Origin of the sequence: Microbacterium sp. MYb54 (genome assembly GCF_002979515.1) — a bacterium.
In the GTDB taxonomy this organism is placed as follows: Bacteria; Actinomycetota; Actinomycetes; order Actinomycetales; family Microbacteriaceae; genus Microbacterium.
In genome coordinates, this window is sequence record NZ_PCPA01000008.1 from 23,576 (window position 1) to 45,731 (window position 22,156).

General features: G+C 67.3%; 20 protein-coding genes. 8 read left to right on the top strand and 12 right to left on the bottom strand.

The genetic code is table 11. From position 1 onward, the window contains the following. Positions 1-4: 4 nt before the first annotated feature. The gene (locus tag CQ040_RS20700; RefSeq protein ID WP_181157062.1) at positions 5-385 is read right to left on the bottom strand and encodes a nuclear transport factor 2 family protein; all 381 of its coding nucleotides are present in this window, start codon (positions 383-385) and stop codon (positions 5-7) included. A 93-nt stretch (positions 386-478) separates the two neighbouring features. Here CQ040_RS20700 and CQ040_RS10470 point away from each other — a divergent pair, with 93 nt between their 5' ends. From CQ040_RS10470 to CQ040_RS10480, 3 genes are all read left to right on the top strand, one after another. Further along, positions 479-865 (top strand): PAS domain S-box protein, encoded by a 387-nt coding sequence (locus CQ040_RS10470; protein WP_105528143.1) that lies wholly within the window; start codon positions 479-481, stop codon positions 863-865. Positions 866-992: 127 nt separating this feature from the next. Further along, entirely contained in the window at positions 993-1,445 is a 453-nt protein-coding gene (locus tag CQ040_RS10475; RefSeq protein ID WP_105528142.1) for a MarR family winged helix-turn-helix transcriptional regulator, read from the top strand. Between the two features lie 80 nt (positions 1,446-1,525). Beyond that, on the top strand, positions 1,526-2,224 hold the full coding sequence (locus CQ040_RS10480) for an alpha/beta hydrolase (RefSeq protein WP_105528141.1): 699 nt from the start codon (positions 1,526-1,528) through the stop codon (positions 2,222-2,224). A 48-nt stretch (positions 2,225-2,272) separates the two neighbouring features. On the opposite strand, the gene CQ040_RS10485 is transcribed toward CQ040_RS10480, so the two are convergent. The 11 genes from CQ040_RS10485 to CQ040_RS10535 form a co-directional block, all read right to left on the bottom strand. Continuing rightward, complete coding sequence (locus tag CQ040_RS10485; protein WP_105528140.1) at positions 2,273-2,812, bottom strand: cytochrome C5; 540 nt, start codon at positions 2,810-2,812, stop codon at positions 2,273-2,275. A gap of 37 nt (positions 2,813-2,849) precedes the next feature. Then, positions 2,850-3,983: an MFS transporter gene (locus tag CQ040_RS10490; protein WP_105528139.1), complete on the bottom strand. Its 1,134-nt coding sequence runs from the start codon at positions 3,981-3,983 to the stop codon at positions 2,850-2,852. Between the two features lie 239 nt (positions 3,984-4,222). After that, positions 4,223-5,971, bottom strand: a complete 1,749-nt coding sequence (locus CQ040_RS10495; protein ID WP_105528138.1) for a COG1361 S-layer family protein — start codon at positions 5,969-5,971, stop codon at positions 4,223-4,225. 34 nt (positions 5,972-6,005) lie between these two features. After that, the gene (locus tag CQ040_RS10500; RefSeq protein ID WP_105528137.1) at positions 6,006-6,659 is read right to left on the bottom strand and encodes a hypothetical protein; all 654 of its coding nucleotides are present in this window, start codon (positions 6,657-6,659) and stop codon (positions 6,006-6,008) included. 75 nt (positions 6,660-6,734) lie between these two features. Further along, entirely contained in the window at positions 6,735-7,355 is a 621-nt protein-coding gene (locus tag CQ040_RS10505) for a hypothetical protein (protein WP_105528136.1), read from the bottom strand. Further along, entirely contained in the window at positions 7,355-8,701 is a 1,347-nt protein-coding gene (locus CQ040_RS10510) for a glycosyltransferase (protein ID WP_105528135.1), read from the bottom strand. The genes CQ040_RS10505 and CQ040_RS10510 overlap by 1 nt, the downstream gene beginning before the upstream one ends. Further along, complete coding sequence (locus CQ040_RS10515) at positions 8,685-8,882, bottom strand: LPXTG cell wall anchor domain-containing protein (protein WP_105528134.1); 198 nt, start codon at positions 8,880-8,882, stop codon at positions 8,685-8,687. Before CQ040_RS10515 ends, CQ040_RS10510 begins: the two co-directional genes overlap by 17 nt. Then, complete coding sequence (wecB, locus tag CQ040_RS10520) at positions 8,882-10,030, bottom strand: non-hydrolyzing UDP-N-acetylglucosamine 2-epimerase (protein WP_105528133.1); 1,149 nt, start codon at positions 10,028-10,030, stop codon at positions 8,882-8,884. The genes CQ040_RS10515 and wecB overlap by 1 nt, the downstream gene beginning before the upstream one ends. A gap of 58 nt (positions 10,031-10,088) precedes the next feature. Further along, positions 10,089-12,179, bottom strand: a complete 2,091-nt coding sequence (locus CQ040_RS10525; RefSeq protein ID WP_105528132.1) for a DUF11 domain-containing protein — start codon at positions 12,177-12,179, stop codon at positions 10,089-10,091. A 107-nt stretch (positions 12,180-12,286) separates the two neighbouring features. Beyond that, complete coding sequence (locus CQ040_RS21175; protein ID WP_105528131.1) at positions 12,287-13,723, bottom strand: sigma-70 family RNA polymerase sigma factor; 1,437 nt, start codon at positions 13,721-13,723, stop codon at positions 12,287-12,289. A gap of 119 nt (positions 13,724-13,842) precedes the next feature. Next, the gene (locus CQ040_RS10535; RefSeq protein ID WP_181157661.1) at positions 13,843-15,651 is read right to left on the bottom strand and encodes a DUF5979 domain-containing protein; all 1,809 of its coding nucleotides are present in this window, start codon (positions 15,649-15,651) and stop codon (positions 13,843-13,845) included. Positions 15,652-16,218: 567 nt separating this feature from the next. Between CQ040_RS10535 and CQ040_RS10540 the strand changes: the two genes are divergently transcribed. The 5 genes from CQ040_RS10540 to CQ040_RS10560 all read left to right on the top strand — a co-directional run bounded on the left by CQ040_RS10540 (position 16,219) and on the right by CQ040_RS10560 (position 22,142). Continuing rightward, on the top strand, positions 16,219-16,953 hold the full coding sequence (locus CQ040_RS10540) for a GDSL-type esterase/lipase family protein (RefSeq protein ID WP_105528129.1): 735 nt from the start codon (positions 16,219-16,221) through the stop codon (positions 16,951-16,953). Between the two features lie 104 nt (positions 16,954-17,057). After that, the gene (locus CQ040_RS10545; protein WP_105528128.1) at positions 17,058-17,798 is read left to right on the top strand and encodes a peptidase E; all 741 of its coding nucleotides are present in this window, start codon (positions 17,058-17,060) and stop codon (positions 17,796-17,798) included. Next, the gene (locus CQ040_RS10550; protein ID WP_105528127.1) at positions 17,795-19,150 is read left to right on the top strand and encodes an anaerobic C4-dicarboxylate transporter family protein; all 1,356 of its coding nucleotides are present in this window, start codon (positions 17,795-17,797) and stop codon (positions 19,148-19,150) included. Before CQ040_RS10545 ends, CQ040_RS10550 begins: the two co-directional genes overlap by 4 nt. Positions 19,151-19,170: 20 nt before the next feature. Beyond that, positions 19,171-20,496 carry a threonine/serine exporter ThrE family protein gene (locus CQ040_RS10555; protein ID WP_105528126.1) on the top strand — a complete coding sequence of 442 codons (1,326 nt, stop codon included), beginning with the start codon at positions 19,171-19,173 and terminating at the stop codon, positions 20,494-20,496. Positions 20,497-20,687: 191 nt separating this feature from the next. Next, positions 20,688-22,142: an anaerobic C4-dicarboxylate transporter family protein gene (locus tag CQ040_RS10560; RefSeq protein WP_105528125.1), complete on the top strand. Its 1,455-nt coding sequence runs from the start codon at positions 20,688-20,690 to the stop codon at positions 22,140-22,142. Positions 22,143-22,156 lie beyond the last annotated feature (14 nt).

The following is a 22,156-nucleotide window of genomic DNA, read 5'->3' on the forward strand; positions in this document are numbered from 1 at the left end:
TTGTCTATGCGGACTTGTTGAACATGTAGCGGCTGATCTTCCACTGGCCGTCTTCGACCGCGAACGTGAAGATCTCGCGGTTCGACTCGGCCGTGGAGGTCGAGGTCGCGCGCACCGTCTGGGTTCCGTTGCTGCGGGTCAGTGCCGCCGCAGCGGTATCGCTGAACACGGTCAGCTCGTCGATCGTGAAGACGACCGAGAGGTGGATCGCCGCGAAGACGTTGTCGTAGGCCTGCGTGAGCTCCGGCCCCGCGGCCGTGGGAAGGGTGGTCGGCATGAACACACCGTCCCGCGTGTAGCACGACACGGCGAGCGCGGTGTCGTCGGTGTTGAGTGCCCGTTCATAGGTGGCGAGCAGCTGACGGATATCCTCTTGCGCTGACATGGCCTGTCCTTCTCGTTCGTTTCGCTCTGGAATACTTTCCGCGGAAAGTATATGGTCGATGAAGCGTAACCCACTCGACGCAGGAGGTATTCCTTGAACCGCACGATCGCCGAAGCAGCCCTCGACTCGGCAGAGGATGCGATCATCACCGTGGACACGACGGGCCACATCACCTCCTGGAACCCGGCCGCGCAGACCGTGTTCGGGCATTCCGCCGACGAGGCCATCGGTCAGACGCTGGCGTTGATCATCCCGGCCGAGCATCGCGCCCGCCACATGGCCGGCTTCCATCACGCGATGGATTCCGGAAACCTGACCCATGAAGGACGCCCCGCTCGGGTCATCGGCACGAAGGCCGACGGAGCGCACATCGACCTCGAGATGACCTTGGGGGTCATCGACGGCGAGAACGACGCGCCATCGGGCGTGGTCGCAGTGCTCCGACGGGGTGCCACCGAGCCGATCTCGTTCGTGCCCTGATGAGCGCTGCGATGCACCCCACACCTCTTCGAGGTTGGGCCACTTTCCAAGGAAAGCATATGGTCGAGATGGGCAACCCGATTCACGCCCATCGCCCCCATCGCCCCCAGCCCACCAGGAGTACCCCATGGAGGACCTGCATCAAATCTTCAATGACCTCATCCGCTTCGAGACCGAAGTGTGGGATGCGGTCGAGCGTCGCTTGCGCGCGGACTACCGGCTGCCCTTGAGCTGGTTCGAGCCCATGCAAGTGATCAGACGTGTCGAACGCTGTCGAGCATCCGACATCGCGCGCGAGCTCTCGATCACCGAAGGCGGCACGAGCAAGCTCGTCGCCCGCATCGAGGCCGCGGGCTACTGCGAGCGCGAGACCGCTCCCGACGACCGGAGGGCTTCGTTCATCACGTTGACCGCCGCCGGAGAAAGCGTGCTCCAGGCCGCCTCGCTGAGCTATGCCGACGAGTTGGAACTCTGGTTCCGCGGGGCCGTGCCCGACGCCGAGCTGCGTCAGTTCGCCTCGACACTGGCGATGCTCCGGATGCGCCGGCCGACGCGGACCCAAGAGATCCACGCCCCCTGACGGCTGCGCCTCCCTCCGAAGACCCTCGAAAGAAAACGGCCGGCCCCACAACGGTCCGGCCCCAACCGCAAGGAGTCAGAATGTCCAAGAAACCGACGATCATCCTGGTACACGGGTTCTGGGGAGGCGCCGCCCACTGGTCGAAGGTCATTGTCGAATTGAAGCGGCGAGGCTACGAGTCGCTCCAGGCCGTGGAGAACCCGCTGACCTCTCTCGCCGACGATGCGGAGCGGACCCGGAAGATGATCAAGCAGGTCGACGGCCCCGTCCTTCTGGTCGGTCACTCGTACGGTGGTGCGGTCATCACCGAAGCGGGCGACCTGCCCAACGTCGTCGGGCTGGTCTACGTCGCAGCCTTCGCCCCCGATGCGGGCGAGAACCCCGGCCAGATCAGTGCGGAGCATCCGCCTGCAGCGATCGAGAACCTCGCTCCGGACAGCGACGGGTTCCTGTGGGTCGCGCAGGACAAGTTCCAGGAGAGCTTCTGCCAGGATCTGACGGAAGACGAAGCGCTGGTCATGGCTGTGACCCAGAAGGCTCCGCTCGCGTCGACGTTCGGAGACAACGTCACGGCACCCGCGTGGAAGACCAAGCCCACCTGGTACCAGGTGTCGACGCAGGATCGCATGATCGACCCTGACAACGAACGGCGCATGGCCGCCCGGATGTCGCCTCGCAAGATCGTCGAACTGGATGCCAGCCATGCTTCTCTGGCCTCGCACCCGGGAGCGATCTGCGATCTGATCGACGACGCGACCACGGCACTCGCCGGCGCCTGACCCGACCGGCCGTCGGATGCCGCGGGCCCACGCCGCGGCATCCGACGGTCACTTCTCGTCGGAGTCGCTGATCTCGTCGAGCAGGCCTTCGATTGCGTCGAAGTCGATGCTCTCGGACCCGTCGAGCTCGCGCACCTCGACGCCGTCGACCTCGAGCTCTTCGTTCAGCTGCACGAGGATGCGCGAATCGGGGAACTGCTTCGGCGCGATGAAGGCGAGCAGCGATGCGTCGGCGAACACGACCACGGACGTTGCCTCGAGGTCATCGCGCAAGTCGATCTGCTCGACGATCGGCTCGTCGTCCACGGCATCGTCGATGTCGGTGGCCACCTCGTCGAGCACGGTCCGCCACCTCGACTCGCCTACGGAGAGGATGCGCGAGACCGCAGCGATCAAGGCCTCGTGGTCGACCTCATCGCCATGTTCATCTTCGTCTTCGAGTTCCGGGTCGACATTCACGTTCACCACGGTGCCCGCCGCGTCGATGCTCGCGCGTCCGTACACGAGACCGTTCTCGGCGATGGGGTCTTCGAGCAACCCGCTCTCGACGATGCGGGCCAGAAGGGTGTCGAGCGCAGGCGAAGTCATACCTCCAGTCTTTCGCATCCATCGCGATCGCGGGCGGTCATCGTCTGTGAAGAAGAGGGATGAGGAGCACACCGACGGCGGTGAGAGCCGCAGCGACGCACAGCACCCCGGATGCGCCGGTGAGGCCGTACGCGAGACCGGCGACGACGGGCCCACCGAACGCCCCGAGATTCAGCGCCGCCGTGGCGTAGGCGCCTCCGAGCACCGGAGCGCCCGATGCCTGCGCGACGATGCGGGCGATCAGCGCCGAGCCGACGGCGAACGACAGCATCCCGCCGATCGCCGCACCGACGAAGGCCCCCTGCACTGACCCGAACCCGAGAGCGAAGACAGCCCACGCGGCAGTCGTGGCCACCGTGCCGACGGCGATCCAGGTGCGACCGAAGCGGGCCGCCCACCGACCGGTCACGGTGACTCCGAAGAACGCGCCGACCCCGAAGGCCGCGAGCAGCAACGGGGTGAATGTGTCGGCGACCCCGGCATCCGCGCCGATGACGGCGAGGAACGTGAACACTCCGAAGGTCGCGGCGTTCACGAGCACCGCGAGCATCACGGCGACGAGCACGGACCGACGACGCAGTTGCGCGAACTCCGCACGCACATCGATCCGCGGCGAGGGCGGGAGCGCACCGAGCGTCCGATCTCGCAGCAGCGCGACCACGGCGGGGAGGCACAGCAGCACGACAGCCCAGAAGGTGGACCGCCAGCCGAAGGAGTTCGCCAGCAGGGAGCCGGCCGGCACGCCGACGATCGTGGCCAGTGTCGTCCCCGCGAGCAGGACGGCGACGGCGCGGGTCGTGTATGCCGGAGCCACGATGGCCCGCACGGTCGACAGAGCGATCGCGAGGAATCCGGCGTTCGCCAGTGCAGCGACGACCCGACTGAGCAGGAGCATCCAGAACGAAGACACGACGGCACCCACGACATGGGCGGCGATGAAGACCAGGAGCAGCAGTACCAGCGTGCGACGCGGAGGCCACCGGCTGGCGAACACGGCCATCATCGGGGCACCGACGACCATGCCGATCGCGAAGGCCGAAGTCAGCAGTGCCGCCGTCGCGGGGTCGACGCCCAGATCGGCGGAAAGCGGGAGGAGGAGACCGGCGAGCATGAACTCGCTGGTGCCCTGGGCGAAGATCGCCAGAGCGAGGACAGGGATGAGGAAGGGCATGAAGCATCCAGACGCGGAGACGCCGCTCGGATCGCAGAGAGCGATGAACAGCGTGCGAGAAGGGTCGACACAGATGCGGGGAGCGCACGACGTGCACTCGACCCGCGATCTACGGTCTGTCCGACTCAGGGCTCACGATTCCACCGTAACCGACGCGACGCCGGCCCCATCACGTTGAAACAGGATGAGGGGGCCGCCCACCCTGGACGGCCCCCTCTGTGATGCCTCACTGCTCGGTGCTACCGGGCGCTGCCGTAGTACGCGACCCCGGGGAACGCGACCCCGTCGCCGTTGCCGTTCCAGACACCGGTGAAGGTGATCACGACCGTCTGACCGGAGGCCAGCGGCCCCTTCCAGTCGATGCTGTTGCCGTCGACCGTCGCGTTGCCGCTGGTGGCGGTGACACTGGACGGGTTCCACGAGGAGTCGTCCAGGATGCCGGCGAGGTTGTACGCGATCTCGCTGTTCGCCGAGTCGACGTTGCCGTTGTTGGCGAACTCCATCCGGTACGTCACCGTCTCGCCCGGCTTCGGGTCGGTCGGGCTCGAGTTGAACGTGTACTGGAAGAACTCCCGCTTGACGGTGTCAGTGTCGGTGTCGCACGCCTTCGACGCGTTCGTCCCGACGACACAGGCCTCGTTGGTCAGGGGGCCGGGAGGAGCCGACTGGTTGACCTTGGCGTTGACCTTCAGCGTGACCGACTGCCCAGGAGCAAGGTTGCCCAGGGTGGCGGTCACGTTGCGACCGGCAGAGGTCACCGTGGTTCCCGCCGGACCGCTGCCGGAGACGAAGTCGAGACCGGCCGGAAGCGGATCGCTGACCACGACGCCCTGCGCCTGACCATCGCCGGTGTTCTTCACGATGATGTTGTAGGTCAGAGCCTGACCGAGCGCAACCTCACCGAGGCTGTCGTCCTTGTCGATCGTCAGAATCGGCGTGGTGGGCTTGTTCACCGTGGTGTCGTCCCAGTCGCACGCCTTGCTCGACGAGGTCGCCACGCAGGCGTTGTTGCGCACGTTGCCGACCGGAGTCGACGTGCCGACCGTGGCCTTTACCGTGAGCGTCGCCGAAGCGCCGGGGGCGAGGGAGGCGATGGTGCCCTCGACATGCTGTCCGTTGATCGCGACCTGGCCGGCGGTGCCGGCCGTGTACGCAGCCGAGATCCCGGTCAGACCGGCGGGCAGATCGTCGCTGATGACCACATTGCTGGCCGCACCGTTTCCGGTGTTCTTCACGACGATGTCGTAGGAGAGCTGGTCGCCGATGAGCGCCGCATCGCGGTGATCGTTCTTGTCGATCGTCAGGACCGGCTTGGTGGGCGGCTTGGGCTTGTCCACGTCGATGTCGATGCTGTGCAGGTCGCTGGGCACCTTGGTCCAGAGGGGGATGATCCCGCCGAACGCGCCCTTGGAGAGCATGGTGACCTGGAACTCGACCTTCGAGACCGTGCCGTTGACCTGGACGGTGCCGTTCTTCGCACCGAGGTCGTTCGAGGTGATCGTGCTCCCGGTGACGTCGAGATTCCCGCCGACCGAGCTCAGGCTCACCCCGGGAGTCTTCAGCGTGTACTTCGCGGAGCTGCGGACGATTCCACCGATCGAGTAGACGTCGCCTCCCAGGTTGCCGAGCTTGATCTTCGGGTTCGTCACCTGCTGGCCGAAGTCGACGACCACGGTGCCGCGGACGCACTCCGTGCCGTTCTTGCAGGGGAAGCCCTCGTTGAGTCCGATGATGTTCAGGCCGAGCTCGCCGCCGTTGCGGACGGTGGCGAGGTTGACCGCGTCGCCGGAACTCTTGATCTGCATCTTGTCGGTGGCGGTGATGGTGGCTGTGGCACCGTCGGCAGACGCGGTACGGGTGTCTCCGGTACCGGTCCAGCCGTTGATGTCGACCGCGTTGGCAGCAGGGGCGGCTACAAGGGCACCGACCGCGAGGGCGGCGAGCGCCCCCGCGGTCAGCGCACCCCTGAGCAGGGATTTCTTCTTCATGTGAGCTGTCTTCCTCTCTCGGAGACGATGCCGGTCAGCTGACGGTCGACTGGCGACGACGCAGCACGATCGCACCGGCAGCGCCGGCCGCGAGCACACCGGCGCCGACGAGCCCGATGGCAGGATCGATCAGCGGCACGGCGGGACGCTCGGCGAACTGGTGGTTGTAGGTGTAGGTGAAGCGGGGATCGTCGGTGAACACGCCGCCGGTGTAGAGCACCTGAGCGCTGTTCTCGATGTGCGGGCCCCAGTAGTCCTTGGCGACCTGGAAGGTCGCCAGCGGCTTCTCGATCCGGGTACCGCCGTCATGAGTGACGTTGAAGGTCCACACCACGTTGCTGCCGACGAGCACGCCTCCCGAGTTCGCCGAGACGAAGCTCGTGTGCGCGGGTACGGGAAGGATCACCTTGTACACGCCATCGATCTGCTCGTCGTTGACGAGCTGCACGACAGCGCCTTCGCTGATCTGCGATTCCGGCGTCACGCCCTGGGCGGCCGTCTGGGTGGCCCGACCGAGGTACCCGCGAACCTGCGGCGGAGTCCCCTCTGTCCCGGTCGTGGTGGTCGTGGTGGTGTCCGGCGTGACCGGCTGCTCGGCAGCGAAAGCCGCCTGGCCGCCGAGTACCGTTCCTCCCGCGATCAGCAGGCCGATCCCGGTTGCGCATGCGGACTTGAGGATCTTGTTCATCCTGTGCCCCTTTCATCATTGGTGACGGCGAGCAGACTGCTGCGCCGCCAACTAGACGGAGGAACCTGCGTTTGGTTACGCCCGCCCGCGACGGGAATAGCGCCGGTTCGGATCCCGCCGGAAAAGGCGCAGGTCGGCGATCACGACGACGAAGACCAGGTAGGCAGCACTGAATCCGACGATGCTCAGCACCGAGCCGAGCAGCCGATGGGTGAGCTCATACCCCACTTCGAAGCCCAGCGCCTGGGATCCGAGCGCGATCACGCCCAGTCGCAGCTGGTTGGTGACGAAGATCAACGCCGTGGAGAAGAACAGCGCCTTGCCGACCTGGGCCCAGCCGACGCGGGTCGTGGCGAGGATCACGCCGCTCAGCGCCAGCACGGGGGCGGTGAGGAACGCGATGGTGCACTCGATCGTCACCATGAACGCGATGGTCCTCCCCGGTTCCACCTCGAGGATGAAGTAGTTCAGATAGTGACGCACTCCCCCCGGCACGAACGGGGCGAGCCAGTAGCTGGCGACTCCTGCTTCGAGGATGCGGAACCGTTCTTCGAACAGCACGAGCAACACGGCCGCGACCACCAGGGCGATCCCGACGGTGATGCGGGCGCCCGCATGGACCGGACCGAAACGAGGGCGGTCGCGCTGTGCCGGCTCGTCGACTGTCGTCGTCCGGGAGAGGGTGAGTGTCGACATCATGCATCCTTCGCGATCGGGCCCGCCACGTTGATCTCGCCGTTGCGGCGGGTCTTCGCCCACCCGTTGCGGCCGCGCAGGATCCGGTAGATGGCGCGGGCGCCCGTCAGGTACACGTAGTAGTCGTAGAGCCACATGCCGAAACCCCAGAGCACCCCTGTCCAGAAACCGGCCTGCGGCTCGCTGTAACGACGGTAAAGGGGTCCCCAGATGAAGAACGGGCCGATTCCGAACAGCAGGTAGAAGACGGCGAGGAGCAGCACCGAGCTCAGGGGCAGGGTGACCGCCCCGGAGAGGAGGCCGACGGCGGCTCCGATCACCAGGAGCACGGCCGCGAGGCTCGCGACGACCTGGAACAAGGGCAGCATGAGGTAGTAGCAGACCTCGAGCACGCCGGCGTTGGTGAGCATCGTCGATCGGGCGATCTCCGGGATGTACCGGATGCACTGCATGTTCCCCTGCGCCCAACGGGTGCGTTGGACCGTGAACCGACGAAAGTCGTGCAGAGCCTCCTGAGCGACATACGTGTCATGCAGGTGGCGATTCTTGTGCCCGGCGAGAAGCACATGGATGCCCAGCTCGTAGTCCTCCAGAAGCGATCCGTGCCAGGGGCGATCCGAACGCGCGGCGATGTCGTCCAAGACGGAGAGTCGCGTGAACTGACCGTTGCCGCCGAGCCCGACGGTCTGCGTCCAGCCACGAAGCGACTGGACTGCCGCGATCGGTCCACGGAACTCGAGGTCCTGCATCCTGATGAGGAATCGCCCGAACGTGTTCCGGGCCCACCCCGCTCCCTCGACAGGGTGCCGGTCATCCCGGTTCTTCATGAACACCGTGACCTGGGCAGCACCCACCTCCGGGTCTCCGAATGCGTTCGGCGATGCGGCCTGGCGGAGGATGTTCTCGGCCACCTCACCGTCGGCGTCGACGACGCAGACGACGACGCTCGAGCGATCGGTGTCGTCGGGGAGGAACGCGTTCAACTCGAAGTACGCGGCGTTGAGCGCATCTCCCTTGCCCGTTCTGGCATCGGGGCGTCTGCGCTGCACGAGGTGCACGTACGGGTCCGCATCGGCGGCGGACTGCACGATCGCGGCGGTCCCGTCGTCGCTGTCGTCGTCGATCACCCAGACGTGTGCTTCCGGGACGGTGGTGCGGAGCATCCGGATGGTTCGTCCGATCACGACCTCCTCATCTCGGCACGGCACGAACATGTGCCATTCGAACGCGTCGACCGGGCCCTCGGGGTCCGGTGTGCGGCGCAGGAACGGGACCACGATCAGGAACACGTAGACGAGGAACGTCAGCGTGACGAGGAACGATATCGCGTTAGCGGCTGCGATCACGGCGACCTCGGGGGACGGGAGCAGGGGCTGCCTGACGAAGCAGCCGCCGACGCCAGGTGAGGAAAGCCCCGGCCCCCATCGCGGCTGCGGCGATGATGACCCAGGTGATCATCGAGTCGGGCCCGGTCATCGCGAGCATGCCGACGACGGCGAGCGGGGTGGAGACCTCGGTGCTGTACATCAGCGCCCCTCGACCACGAGAGCGCCGACGACGGACTCGATGTGCGCGGCGATGCGTTCGGTGGCGTGGCCGTCGCCGAACGGGGATGGCAGTGTCGAAAGGCGCGCGAGAGTCTGCTCGACAGAAGAGAGCAGGGCTGCTGCCTCCGTCGAGAGCGTCTGCGGGGTGACGAGCTTGGTGAAGGAACCCAACGCTTCCGGGCGCTCCGTCGAGTCCCGCACGACGAGGACCGGGCGGCCGAGGACCGTGGCCTCCTCCTGGATGCCCCCGGAGTCGGAGACCAGCACGGCGGCGTGCGCGGCGAGGGCGAGGAACCTCTCGTACGGCAACGGCTCTTCGGCGATCAGGGCATCGAGGAGGTGTTCCGCATCGAGCGTGGCCAGCATCGCCCTGGTCCGCGGGTGCACCGGGAAGACGACCGGCCACCCGGATGCTGCGATCTCGTTGAACGCGTGCAGTGTGGCCAGCAGGTTCTCGGGGGAGTCCACGTTCTCCTGCCGATGCAGGGTCGCGAGAACGTACCGAGCGGGATAGAGGCGGAGACGGACGAGTTCGTCGCCATCGGCGTGAGCGGCGGCCCGCTGCGCGCGAACGGCTTCGACCACGGGGTTGCCCGTGACGAGGATGCGCTCCTCGTCGATGCCTTCCGCGAGGAGATTGGCTCGATTCGTCTCGGTTGCGGCGAACAGGTCGTCCGAGATGTGATCGACCATCACCCGGTTGTGCTCCTCCGGCATGCGCCGATCACGCGCCCGCAGGCCCGCTTCGACATGGCCGAGACGGACACCGGCGGCGTTCGCGGCGAGAGCGGCGGCGAACGTGGCATTCGTGTCGCCCTGGACGACGACGTACTTCGGCTCGACCTGCGTGATCGCCTCGGCGATCTGCTCGGCCCCACGCCCGATCTGCGCTGCCCGCGGAAGACCGCCGACGTGGAGCTGGCGGTGGACGCGTTCGATCCCGCACGACTTGAGGAACACCCCTGACATGGCGCGGTCGTAGTGCTGACCGGTGTGGACGACGTAGGCGGCATCGCCGAGGCGACGCACCAGAGGTGCGAGTTTGACGATCTCGGGGCGAGTACCGAACACGATCATCACCGAGGATTTCGGCAATTCGACGGCTCCGGACGGTGTGGAGAACTTCATTTTGGGTACCTCGATCAGCCCCCGGGGGAGAATCCCCCGGGGCCGATGTGCTCAGTGATTAGCGGTTGGACTTGCGACGGGCGCCGACGACGATGAGGAATGCCCCACCGGCGAGAAGGATGACCGCGGGGATGGCGAGAGCGAACGTCGCCCCGGTCTGAGCCAGCCCCGCAGGCGCGGGAGCGGTGAGAGTGGTCACGGCGCACGACCAGGTCTCATCCCCCTCGCAGGCGTTCGCCGCGGTGAGCGGCGGCAGCGCCGGCAGGTCGGACAGGTTCTCCGGGAACGTGATTCCGGCCTGCGCCGCAGCGCCGCGCAGAGCGTCGATCATGGTCTGGTCGTAGGCGACCGTCGCACGGTTGACGACCTTCGCCTTCGCGTCGGCGGGCACCTGGGCCCGCATCGTCATGGTGACCGTCTGCCCTGGCAGGATCTCCTGGACCACCCAGCCGACACGGTCCTTCACGGCGACACCACCGGTCGATGCGGCGATGAACCTCGCCCCATCCGGCAGATCGTCCACCACCGGAATCTGCACCGCGGTGCCGGGGCCGGTGTTGGCCACAGTGATGGTGTAGTCGAGAATCGCTCCGACCTGGGCTGTCGACTGCTTCACCGTCTTGCTGATCTCCAGTGACGCGAGCGCCGGGATGACCGTCATCGCGCAGGCCTGCTGAGCACTGTCGGGGCACGGCGTGAGCACGGTCGGGTCCGGTGTTCCGGCCGGCACGCCGGTCGGGTTCTGCACGCTCGCGCGGTTCAACAGCTGCGCTTCTTCGAGACCGCCGGGCGTGGTGCTGGTCACGTGCAGCTCGACCTCGCCCCCGGCAGGAACCTCGGGGACTGTCCACTTCACGGATCCGTCGGCGACCACACCGCCCTGATCTGCGGATACCGCTTTCAGCCCCGCGGGCAGCTGGTCGACGACCGGCACCCCGGCGGCTGCGGCCGTGCCGGAGTTGGCGACGACCACTGTGTATGTGAGCACCTCACCGTGTCCGGCGATCTGCTTGTCGACGAGCTTCGACACCGACAATGCGGGGAATGCGGCGACGACCGTGGTGGCGCAGGCAGCGGCCGGATCGTCTGAGCACGGGGTCGCATAGACCGGGGCAGGGGTGTCGGTCGGGGCATCAGCGGGGTTCTTCGCGACCACACGGTTCACGAGAGTCGTGCCGGCGCCGGCGCGATCGACGACGCCGGTCACGTGCAGCTGGCTCTGACCGCCGGCGGGGATGCTGTCGATGACCCACGACACCGTCGAGTTCTCGATCTTTCCCCCGCGGTCGGCGGCGGGGGCGTCCAGACCGACCGGGAGCACGTCGGTGACCGGCACCTGACGCGCATCGGCCCGCCCGGTGTTCTTCACGGTGATGGTGTAGTCGAGCTTGTCGCCAGGCACAGCGGCAGCCTTGTCCACGACCTTCGACACCGACAGTCCAGGGAAGGTGGGGTCGGGCGTCGCCGTCGCGGTCACCCCGAAGGCGTAGCCGTCCAGGTTGCCCGTCTGGCCAGGGCTCAGCGAGAAGCGGGCGACGTCGAACACGACCTTGGTGATCTTCGTTCCGGGCACCGTGAAGCTCCCGCACCCACCCGGCCGGTCGGCCGCAGCGCAGTTGATCGCGGCGTCGCCTCGGAAGTATCCGTCTCCGCCGTCGGTGAAGGTCGCTCCTGCAGAGACGGTGGCTTCGGTGGCTCCCCCATCGGCCGAGGCGAAGCGGATCCCATCGGCCACAGACCACCCGCTGATGCCGCTGCCTGCTCCGAACTCGGCGATGTGGATCGCAGGGTTGTCCACCGGGCGGTCGAAGACGATCGTGATCTGACCCTCACCGCATCGGTTCGCCGTGCCGCAGTTCTGCGAGGACAGCATGGTCAAGACCGGGAGATCCTTGGCGGAGACTCCGTCGGCGTACATGGCGTCCCGCCCGCTCCAGTCGCTGAGCGACTTCCCGTCTCCGCTGAACGTGCGGGCTCCACCGCCGGAGATCGTCACCGTCGCGATGGTGCCGTCGGCGAGAGCGAACGTGCCGGTCTTGGCGTCCGTGACGGTCGCGGAACCTGCGGCGAGGGCGGGGGCGGCAGTCGCGGCCACTGCGCCCATCGCGAGCAGGATTCCGAGCATGAACGTGCCCGTTCGTTTCAACATGGCGATTTGGTTCCTATCTCAAGTGCCTGGTCGTCCGTGAGCACCTCGAGGGTGCCGGACGCGTACTGGACGGCGAATGCCGCCGCGCATTACGCGAGGGGAGGAAATCAATCCACGATGACCACCTCCGCCGAGGCGGTGCCCGAGATTCCGGCGATATTGGATTGCACGAAGCTCACGCTGATCGCCGTTCCCGACGGCACCGGATAGGAGCTGACATCAACGCTCGCCTGCCACACGGAATCGCTCGCACACGTACCGGCGGCGATGGTGACGCCGTAGACCGTGACGGTCAGATCGGCGCCGACCTCGCATCTCACGGAGGCCGAGATCCACTCGGTCCGCGAGACCTGGGCGGGAATGCTGATGATCACGGGCGCGGCGGGAACTCTACTCGGGGGCGGCGGCGGCGGAGCCACGGGGCTCTGAGGCTGTTCGGGGGCGGCCGAGGTGACGGGCGCCTGTTCGGGGGGACTCGCCGCGGGCGGCGGCGCAAGGGTGGGGTCGGTTTCAGGGATCAAGGTCGGAAGAGGACTCGATGCCGGCGTCCTCTGGCGCAGATCCACCTCGGCTGCCGAGGTGGCCTCGACCATGGGCGCATTGTTCACGACCGTGGTCGAGACCCCGACGGCGAGTGTGGTCGCGGCGGCGACGGAGAGCATGATCACGCCCGCCTTGGCACTGGCGAGGCCGGCGACAGGTACCGTGACCGCGGTCGGCATCACGGCCGCGTTCGCCGATGATCCTGCGGAGGCGAGAAGCTCCCACCCCTGCGCGCCGGCACCGAACGCGATGCCGGCGGGGATCAGGACCGAGAGCATCCGTGAACTGGCCTGTCGCGCCTCATCTGCTTTGGCGAGGCAGTCCGTGCACTGTTCGAGATGCGCCTGAACCCGTTCGGAGTCGCGGGACGTGAGGCGACGACGAGCGTGTGCACCGAGCTTGCCGAGTGTCCACCGGCATTCCTTGGATGCGGGAGGCCTCGATGCGAGGTGGGCGACGATCCACGCCTGCCGGAGTCCCTCCCTGGCACGAAATGCGAGCACCGCCGCCGCACGTTCGGTGATCTCGAGACGATTCCCGATCTCCTGCATGGAGAGGTTCTCGATCTCGGCGAACCAGAGCACCTCCTGCCAACGGTCCGGGAGAGCGAGGATCGCGGTCGACACGAGGGACGCGTCGAAGTCGGCATCGGCGGCGGCTTCGGTCGAGGCGGGGTCCTCGACCGCTTCGATGTGCTCGATGGGGATCTCGCGGCGGGAGCGCCCCCAGCTGATCGCCAGATTCCGCATCGTGGCGAAGAGATAGGGCTTGAATGCACTCGTCGGGCCCTTCCCCGCCTTGATCGCCTGGTAGATCCGAGTGAAGGATTCGGCGACGAGATCGTCGGGATCGGCCGACCACCAATAAGTGCGAGCGACAGCTCCGGCGATCTGGGAGTAGCGCTGCCAGAGTTCGGCGTAGGCCCGCTGGTCGCCGGTTCGTGTGCGGGCCAGGAGATCGGCGTCCTGGTCCTGCTCGACGTCTGCTCGTTCGTGATTCATGTTTCCCCTTCCCCCCAAAGGAGTTGGCAGGACGAAGCGGCAAGCCTCGTCCTGCGCGATTCACACGCGGCCGGGGCGCTGTCGAACATCGTCGGAAGCGCCCCGGCCGGGTGGTGAAGCTAGCGGCGGAACCGGTGGAACCGTCGCAGGATGATGAGACTCGCTCCCCCGCCGAGCAGCAGCACCGCGACGAGCACGCTCGCTGTCGCCGACGCCATGCCCGTGGTCGCGAGAACCGCACCGGCGGCGCTCGGGGTGGGCGGCGGTGTGACCTTCATCGTCACCGGATTCTCGACCGACACCGTGATCGTCTCGTCGCCGACCGTGAAGCGCTCCGGGCTGATGGACGGTGTGCCCCAGGTGATGCCCTCGAGCGCCTTCGGCGCACGCTCCCGGATGGTGACATCGGCTCCGACGGGAAGGGCGGGGCCGAGGACGGGCGCACCGGCTTCGAGCGTGAGTTCACCCGACCCGGCGGGGAAGCCCGGCCCGGCCGGGTACGAGTACTCGATCACGTAGTCGGTACCGGTGGGCACCAGCGCGGTCGCCGCGGCCGGACCGACGATGGTCTTCACCGCCATGAAGGGCTGCGTCCGCAGAGTCGCGGTGTTCGTCAGCGAGATGTCGACCGCCGCCCCTTCCTTGATCACGAACTCCTGCTGCGAGAAGTCGGGGGTGGCCCAGTCGAGATTCGTCGGCAGCCCGCTCAGCGACTCGGAGAGCGCGACGTTGCTCCCCACCGGGAACTCGGGGCTGGTCCACACCTTCCCCGCCTTGACCGAGAACTCGCCCGACGTGACCGTGCCGTCAGGGGCTGTGACGGTGTAGCCGCCGCGGTAGGCGAGAGCGTCGAGGTTCGCAGAGGCACCGAGAAGTCGCTTGCCGATCGTGAACGTGCCGACCACGGTCCCCTCCCCGGTGCCGGAACCGCCGTGCCGAGTGACCTCTGCGGTGGTGGTGCCGGTCGACTGGGTGCCGACGGTGATCTCAGCCGCGTTCTGATACGTACCTGCCACGCCGCCGTCGGTGACCTTCGACAGGTAGTGGACGTTGTAGAAGTACCCCTCGCTCGCGGTGAAGGAGACGATGGCTCCATCAGCCGAGACGGTGTAGTCGGCCGCCGGTCGCTCGGTGAACGGTCCGGGAACGACCAACCCGCTGGGGAGCGTCTCGAAGGTGTTGGTCGCCCAGAGACTCGGGTAGCGCTCGCCGCTGGCCGATGCGGCCAGAAGTGTCTGGTTCGCTCCGATGACGTCCTTGACGACGACGTTCTGCCCCGCGCTCATGCCCGTGGCGCCGGCGCCGATCGCGACATCCCAGAAGATCGTGTCGGTGCCGTTCTGGTACTCACCGCTCTTGAAGTTCGACCGGCCGGTGAAGCTGCAGGAATCCGTGCACGAGAACGGATTGGGCTTCACATCGACCGTGGCGCTGGCGTCGCCGAAGTCGTACTCCACCGTCGTCTGCTCCGTCACCTCGGTGGTCACGGTCGCCCAGAAGGAGAAGCCTCCGGACAGTCCGACCGGATGGCTGTTCACATAGGCGCTGTCGAGATCGCAGATCAGCTGCGCAGCAGTGGTCTCGCAGCTTCCCATCACTGTGCCGCCGGCGTCGAGCAGGGGGAACGTGTCGGGCAGGCCGCGAAGCCCCTCCGGCAGGTCGACGACGAATCCCGCGGGCGTGGCCGGGTGATCGGGCAGGGACCAGGTGCCGGTCAGTTCCGTCTTCGTCCCGCTCTGGATGACGCTGTCCGTGAACTGCACGGAGTCGAGCGTCGCCTCGGTCGCGTACGGAGGCGCAGCGACCGCAGACAGCGGCGCGAACACGACACCGACGAGTCCGGCAAGCAGGACGGTGAGAGCGGCGGCGCGTCGACCGAGACGGCGTCTCCTCGGCGTATGGGCTCGGACAGGTGGCAGGTCGGTCAACATGATTTCCTCCGGTTTTCGGGCAGCGACCTCTGAGCTTTGGTGCGCTATCGGGAACTAGACGCGGCAACCGGGAAGGCACTACGACGCGCTCGTCAGATTTGAGGTATCCGACAAAGAGGGAGGCTCACATCTCCAATGCGAAACGTCCCGCGCCAGGGACGCCGCCCCCGGGATCCGGTCGCGTGAACGTGAGCTGCGCGCTCCGAACGGCCACGGCGGCGTCTCGGATCCGCACCGACAGTACCCGCCCGGCACCTCTCCTATCGCGCGCATTCGATGGTGCATATCGGCGTTCCGGCATTGCTTCTCCAGTGGGGAATGTGCGGCGGGTCAGGGGAGGGGAGACCCGCCGCACTAAGAGCCGGTTCCGGGGGGAACGACGGCGAGCGGGGAACCCGCCGCCCGGGGTCGCGGATCCCGTCCGCACCAATTACCCCGACCAAGCCCTCGGGAGCAGGACGGCGATAACCCTGATCCATTACGCGCGGCACGCAAGAATTTTTCTCACCTGCAGCGCAGCGGCGTCAGGCTGTACGGGCGCACCCGGCCGATAGGCTCGGAGCCGTGCCGAACGCCGAAACATCCGCCTCCGCAGCCGACTCCGACCTCCGCCGCATCGCCGCGGCCCTCGCCGGCGCCGAGCCGCTGAACTGGGTCATCACCGGCGACTCCATCACCCACGGGCTGGTGCACACGCAGGGCGGACGCAGCTATCCCGAGCACCTGCACGAACTCATCCGCGGCGAGCTCGAGCGCGTGCGCGACATCGTGCTCAACACCGCGATCAGCGGCAACCGCATCGTCGACCTCCTCGAAGACTGGGATCGCCGGGTCGCGTCGTGGAACCCCGACGTCGTGACCCTCATGATCGGCACCAACGACGCCTCGGACGGCGGACCACGCGAAACCATCTCGGCAGCGGAGTACGCCGCTTCATTGCGGGACTTCGTGGCCAGGGTGCGCGAGCTCGGCGCCGTCCCGGTGCTGCAGACCCCGCCGGCGATCGACATCCCCAACGCTCCGGAGCGCGCCAGGATCGGCGAGTTCGCCGAGGCTGTGCGCGACGTCGCCGCGAGCGAGGACGTCATTCTCATCGACCAGTACGCCCACTTCGCCGAACTCGGCGCCGGCGGCGTGCCGTGGGGACTGATGAACGATCCGTTCCACCCGAACGCGACCGGCCACGCCGCCCTCGCACTCGAACTCGCTACCGGCCTCGGCATCCGCCCCGAGGGTCCTCGCGCACGCACCTTCGCCCTGCTCGACGGCGTGGTCGAGGCTGCCCGACTGCACGGCTGAACCGGCCGCGAGACCCCTCACCCGCACTGGACGAAGGTCCCCTGGACGGGAGCTGCGGCCCACCAGTAGGTTGAGCGCATTCGCACTCGACAGTGAGGTGGGACATGGCGCACGTGGTGGCGACCGGGGCCGGCAAGGCCATGATGGAGCGTCGGAACGACCCGACGCACGACTACATCCTCGAGCTCACCGGCAAGGAGCGACCACGGGTCCTCTTCGTCGGCACGGCGACCGGCGACGATGCCGCGTACATCGTGAGCTTCTATTCCACCTACGACTCCGACAAGTGCGCGCCGCATCACCTGCCGCTCTTCCATCGCGCCGTCGACGACCTCGCGGGTTTCGTGAAGGGCTTCGACGTGATCCACGTCGGCGGCGGTAACACGGCCAACATGCTCGATGTCTGGAAGCGCCAGGGCCTCGGCGAGATCATGCACGAGATCTGGGAAGACCCGGCGTCGAACGTCGTCTTCACCGGCGGCAGCGCCGGGGGGATCTGCTGGTTCGAGGGCGGCACGACCGACAGCTACGGACCAACGCTCCAGGTGCTGCCGGAAGGCCTCGGCTTCCTGCACGGCAGCTTCTGCCCGCACTACGACGCCGAAGACCAGCGCCGGCCGCTCTTTCACGCCTCCCTTCTGAGCGGCGAGCTCTCCACCGGGTACGCGGTCGGCAACCTGCAGTCGCTGCACTTCGAGAACTCCGAGTTCGTCACCGCGATCAGTCCGGTCGAGAACGCACTCGCACTGCGGGTCGAGGCCATCGACGGCAAGATCGTCGAGACCGAGCTGCCCACCAAGGTGCTGACCGGGAACGCCCCGATCGTGAAGGGACCGTCGTCGTGAACGACAACGTCTGGATCCTCGTCGCGCAGCTGATCGTCGTCATCGGCGCCATCTACATGGGCACCCGCACGAGCGGGATCGGCCTGGGAGTGTGGGGGCTGGTCGGCGTGGCCGTCCTCATCTTCGTCTTCGGGGAGGCCCCCGGCAATGCACCGGTCGATGCGGTCTTCATCGTCATCACGGTGATCACCGCAGCCTCGACCATGCAGGCGGCCGGTGGTATCGACTGGATGGTGTCGGTCGCGGCGAAGGTCATCAGACGCAAGCCGAAGTCCGTGGTGTTCCTCGCCCCGGCGATGTCGTTCCTCTTCACGGTCGGCGCCGGCACCGGCAACATCTTCTACCCCCTGCTGCCCGTGATCTACGACGTCTCGTACCAGCAGAAGATCCGTCCGGAGCGGGCGCTCTCGGTCTCGGCCGTCGCCTCGCAGGTCGGCATCCTCTGCTCCCCCGTCTCCGCCGCGACCGCCTCGATGGTGGTGCTGCTCGCTCCGCAGGGAGTCGACCTCGGTGGCCTGCTGCTCATCATGTGGCCGGCCTCCATCGCCGGACTCTTCGTCGCCGCGCTCGTCATGATGCGCCACGGCAAGGACCTCGAGGACGACCCCGAGTTCCAGAAGCGCCTCGCCGACCACCAGATCAAGCCGCCGGAGACCGACGCGCACGAGAAGAAGCTGGCACCCACCGCCGTGCTCTCCGCTTCGCTGTTCCTCGCCGGTGTCGGCGTGATCGTGTTCTTCGGCCTCTTCGAGGGACTGCGTCCGGTGATCGGCACCGACGACGCCGGCGACCCGGTGCGCCTCAGCGTCACGGTCATCATCGAGGTCGTGATGGGCATCATCGCCGCGCTGATCTTCGTCTTCTGCAAGGTGAAAGCGGCTGATGTCCCCAAGCAGCCCACCTTCCCCGCGGGCATCGTCGGGGCCATCGCCCTCTTCGGTATCGCCTGGCTCGCCAACACGTTCGTCGCGGCGAACCAGAAGCTCATCGTCGACGGGCTCGGTTCAGTGGTCTCCGGATCGTCGGCCTTCCTCGGCGCACTTCTGTTCGCCCTGGCGCTGTTCGCGGTCGCGATGCTCACCACCAGCCAGTCGAGCGCGACGAACGCCATCGTGCCGATCGGCATCACGATCGGCCTCCCGGCGACGCTCCTCGTCGGCTTGTGGCCCGCGACCATGGGCATCTACACACTGCCCGCCAACGGCAGCCAGGTCGCCACAGTGGCGTTCGACCAGACCGGGACGACGAAGATGGGCAAGTTCGTCTTCGACCACTCGTTCCAGCTGCCGAACCTCATCTACATCGGCGTCGCGATCATCGTCGGCGTGACGCTGTCTCTCCTGTTCGCCTGATCTGAGCGGCCGTCCAGGACATGACCGACAGCGTCGACCGGGCGACACTCCGGCAGTTCCTGCTGGGGCTGGCGCAGGGCATGAACGCCTCGGCAGAGTCGGTCGACCGCATCCGCGACATCATGACCGAGGTGGCGGCGGCCTACGGAGGCGACGACGCCGACTTCGTGGTCCTGCCCACGATCATCCTCATCGAGAGCGGCGAGTCGGAGGAGTCGCGCGTCGCGATCCGCTCGGCGACGAACGCCTCGTTCCGCTTCGATCAGATCGCCGCGCTGTACGAGTTGATCGCCCAGGCCAAGAGCGGTTCGATCCCTCCGCTCGACGGCATCAGGCGCCTCAACGAGATCGGGGCGATGCGTCCGAGACTCGGTTGGGTCACCCGGACTCTCGGCCACGCGGTGCTGACGACCGGGCTCGCGCTCCTCCTCGCCCCGACCTGGCAGGGTGTCGTCGTGGCCTTCGTGCTCGGGGCGGGGATCGGACTGCTGAAGCTGGTCCGCTCGCCGACGCTGCAGCTGATCATGCCGGTGGCCGCGGCGTTCGTGTGCGCGACCGCGGTCTTCCTCCTGGCCGAGGTGATCGAGATCGGCGATCCGATCCGCCTGCTCATCGCACCGCTGGTCACCTTCCTCCCCGGCGGTGTGCTGACGAGCGCGACCGTCGAACTCGCCGCCGGGCAGATGATCTCCGGCGCCTCCCGCCTGGTCTACGGCTTCGTGCAGCTCGCCCTGCTGGCGTTCGGCATCCTTGCCGCGGGAACCGTGGTCGGAGTGGACTCCTCCTCCTACGAGGCTCTGGACGCAGGCACCCCGCTGCCGTGGTGGGTGGCGTTCATCGGGATCCTCGTGTTCGCGCTCGGCAACTACCTGCACTTCTCCGCACCACCCTCGACGTTCGGGTGGGTGCTTCTCGCCCTCGTCGTCGCCTACGCCGGGCAGTGGGCGGGCACCGAGTTCGTCGGAGCGACCGTCGGGGGCTTCGTCGGCGCCGTCGCGATGACCCCCGTCGTACTCTGGATCGCGACCCTCCGGCATGGTGCGCCGTCGCAGCTCACATTCCTCCCGGCGTTCTGGCTGCTGGTCCCTGGCGCCGCCGGCCTGGTCGGACTCACCGAGGCCGTCGCCACGGACGGCGGGCTCTCCGACTTCACGACCGCCCTGATCTCGGTCATGTCGATCGCGCTCGGCGTGCTGATCGGCACCGCCCTCTACCGCGTCGTGCACCACGGAGCCGAGGAGATCGTGCAGTTCGCCGTGGCTCTCCCCGCTCCCGACGAGACCTCAGCGGCCCCGAGGTTCTGGTCACGGCTCACCGCACCGTGGCGTCGATCGTCCGGCGGTTGACGCTGCACCGACACTGACACACGCGCTCTGCCGAGCGACCTCATCGGTGAGCATGATCAGCGGCGCCTGCTCTCGCTCGAGGCCCGGAGCATGCCGTATGCGGAATTGGACATTTGGGACTGCCGCGCGACGCCGCCGCTCACTATGCTCGGCATCACCAATACCGGCGGGCGACACCAATGGAGGTCGCGGTGGAAGCGCTTTTCGTCATTGCTCAAGCATGTGTGGTCATCGGGGCGATCGTCCTGGGCGTGCGAACGGGAGGCGTCGGCCTCGGTCTCTGGGGCGTTGCAGGCACTCTCGTGCTGGTGTTCGCGTTCCGGCTGCCGCCCGGCTCCCCACCGGTGGATGCGTTCTTCATCATCATCGCGGTGATCACGGCCTCAGCGGCGATGCAGGCCGCTGGGGGGATCGACTACCTCGTCGCGATCGCGTCGAAGATCATCCAGCGTAATCCCCGTCGACTCACCTATGTCGCCCCTCTCGTCTCCTTCCTCTTCACGGTCCTCGCCGGTACCGGCAACATCTACTTCGCCCTGATCCCGGTGATCTACGAGACCGCGTATCGCAACGGCCAGCGCCCGGAGCGCGCACTTGCGGCGTCGACCGTCACCTCGGCCCTCGGCATCACCGCGAGCCCGGTCTCGGCGGCGATGGCCGCGTACCTCGTGCTGCTCGAACCGAGCGGCTTCTCGCTCGTGAAGATCCTCGCGATCACCGTCCCCTCCGCGATCGTCGCGTGCCTGCTGACCTCGTTCGTGCAGCAGCGCATCGGCAAGGAGCTGCTGGATGACCCGGTGTTCCTGAAGCGTGTCGAGGAGGGTCGCGTCGAGATCCCGGCCGCCCTCGCCGGCGAAGCGGCTTCACGCGGGATCGCCGTCCGCGCCGCGGGCTCCGAAGGCTCGGGCACCTCGACGGCCGTCGCCTCCGACACCTCAGGCTCCGCTCCACCGTCCGGCGGCGGCGCGGGCATCGAGCACGTCGTCCCGAAGGGCGGAGCGACCGCCGCGTGGATCTTCCTGAGCGCGACGTTCATGGTGGTGCTGATGGGACTCTTCCCGGTACTGCGCCCCTCGTTCCCCACCGGCGAAGACGGAGCGATGCAGCCCATCGGCATGTCGCCCGTGATCGAGATGCTGATGTTCACCGCCGCACTGGTGATCATCCTCGTCCGCCGTGTGAAGCCGGCCGCGATCGTGGAGCAGTCGCTGCTGAAGTCGGGCTTCGTCGCCGCCATCGCCCTGTTCGGCATCGCCTGGATGGCCGACACCTTCATCTCGGCCAACCAGAAGACGATCATCGAGCCCCTCGGCGGTTTCATCGACGTGGCTCCGCTGTTCCTCGCGGTGGTGCTGTTCCTGGTGGCCGGCCTCACCACCAGCCAGTCGGCCACGACGAACACGATCATCCCGATCGCCCTGGCCGCCGGCCTCGGACCGGGCGTCATCACCGCGATGTGGCCCTCGCTCGTGGGTGTGTGGCTGTTCCCCGCGAACGGCTCGCAGATCGCTGTCGTCGAGACCGACCTGACCGGATCGACCAAGCTGTCGCAGCTCCCGATCTGGCATTCGTTCACGATCCCGATGCTCGTCGCCTGGGTGTCGACGGTCGCCGCGGGCCTCGTGATCCAGCTGCTCGTGCACTGAACACATCAACGAAC

Excerpts from the sequence above, each read along its gene's own strand:
- CQ040_RS10555 (WP_105528126.1), top strand. The coding sequence starts at position 19,171 with ATGACCGACAGCGTCGACCGGGCGACACTCCGGCAGTTCCTGCTGGGG.
- wecB (WP_105528133.1), bottom strand. The coding sequence starts at position 10,030 with ATGAAGTTCTCCACACCGTCCGGAGCCGTCGAATTGCCGAAATCCTCG.
- CQ040_RS10490 (WP_105528139.1), bottom strand. The coding sequence starts at position 3,983 with ATGCCCTTCCTCATCCCTGTCCTCGCTCTGGCGATCTTCGCCCAGGGC.
- CQ040_RS10475 (WP_105528142.1), top strand. The coding sequence starts at position 993 with ATGGAGGACCTGCATCAAATCTTCAATGACCTCATCCGCTTCGAGACC.
- CQ040_RS10525 (WP_105528132.1), bottom strand. The coding sequence starts at position 12,179 with ATGTTGAAACGAACGGGCACGTTCATGCTCGGAATCCTGCTCGCGATG.
- CQ040_RS10515 (WP_105528134.1), bottom strand. The coding sequence starts at position 8,882 with ATGTACAGCACCGAGGTCTCCACCCCGCTCGCCGTCGTCGGCATGCTC.
- CQ040_RS10545 (WP_105528128.1), top strand. The coding sequence starts at position 17,058 with ATGGCGCACGTGGTGGCGACCGGGGCCGGCAAGGCCATGATGGAGCGT.
- CQ040_RS10505 (WP_105528136.1), bottom strand. The coding sequence starts at position 7,355 with ATGTCGACACTCACCCTCTCCCGGACGACGACAGTCGACGAGCCGGCA.
- CQ040_RS21175 (WP_105528131.1), bottom strand. The coding sequence starts at position 13,723 with ATGAATCACGAACGAGCAGACGTCGAGCAGGACCAGGACGCCGATCTC.
- CQ040_RS20700 (WP_181157062.1), bottom strand. The coding sequence starts at position 385 with ATGTCAGCGCAAGAGGATATCCGTCAGCTGCTCGCCACCTATGAACGG.
- CQ040_RS10485 (WP_105528140.1), bottom strand. The coding sequence starts at position 2,812 with ATGACTTCGCCTGCGCTCGACACCCTTCTGGCCCGCATCGTCGAGAGC.
- CQ040_RS10500 (WP_105528137.1), bottom strand. The coding sequence starts at position 6,659 with ATGAACAAGATCCTCAAGTCCGCATGCGCAACCGGGATCGGCCTGCTG.
- CQ040_RS10495 (WP_105528138.1), bottom strand. The coding sequence starts at position 5,971 with ATGAAGAAGAAATCCCTGCTCAGGGGTGCGCTGACCGCGGGGGCGCTC.
- CQ040_RS10480 (WP_105528141.1), top strand. The coding sequence starts at position 1,526 with ATGTCCAAGAAACCGACGATCATCCTGGTACACGGGTTCTGGGGAGGC.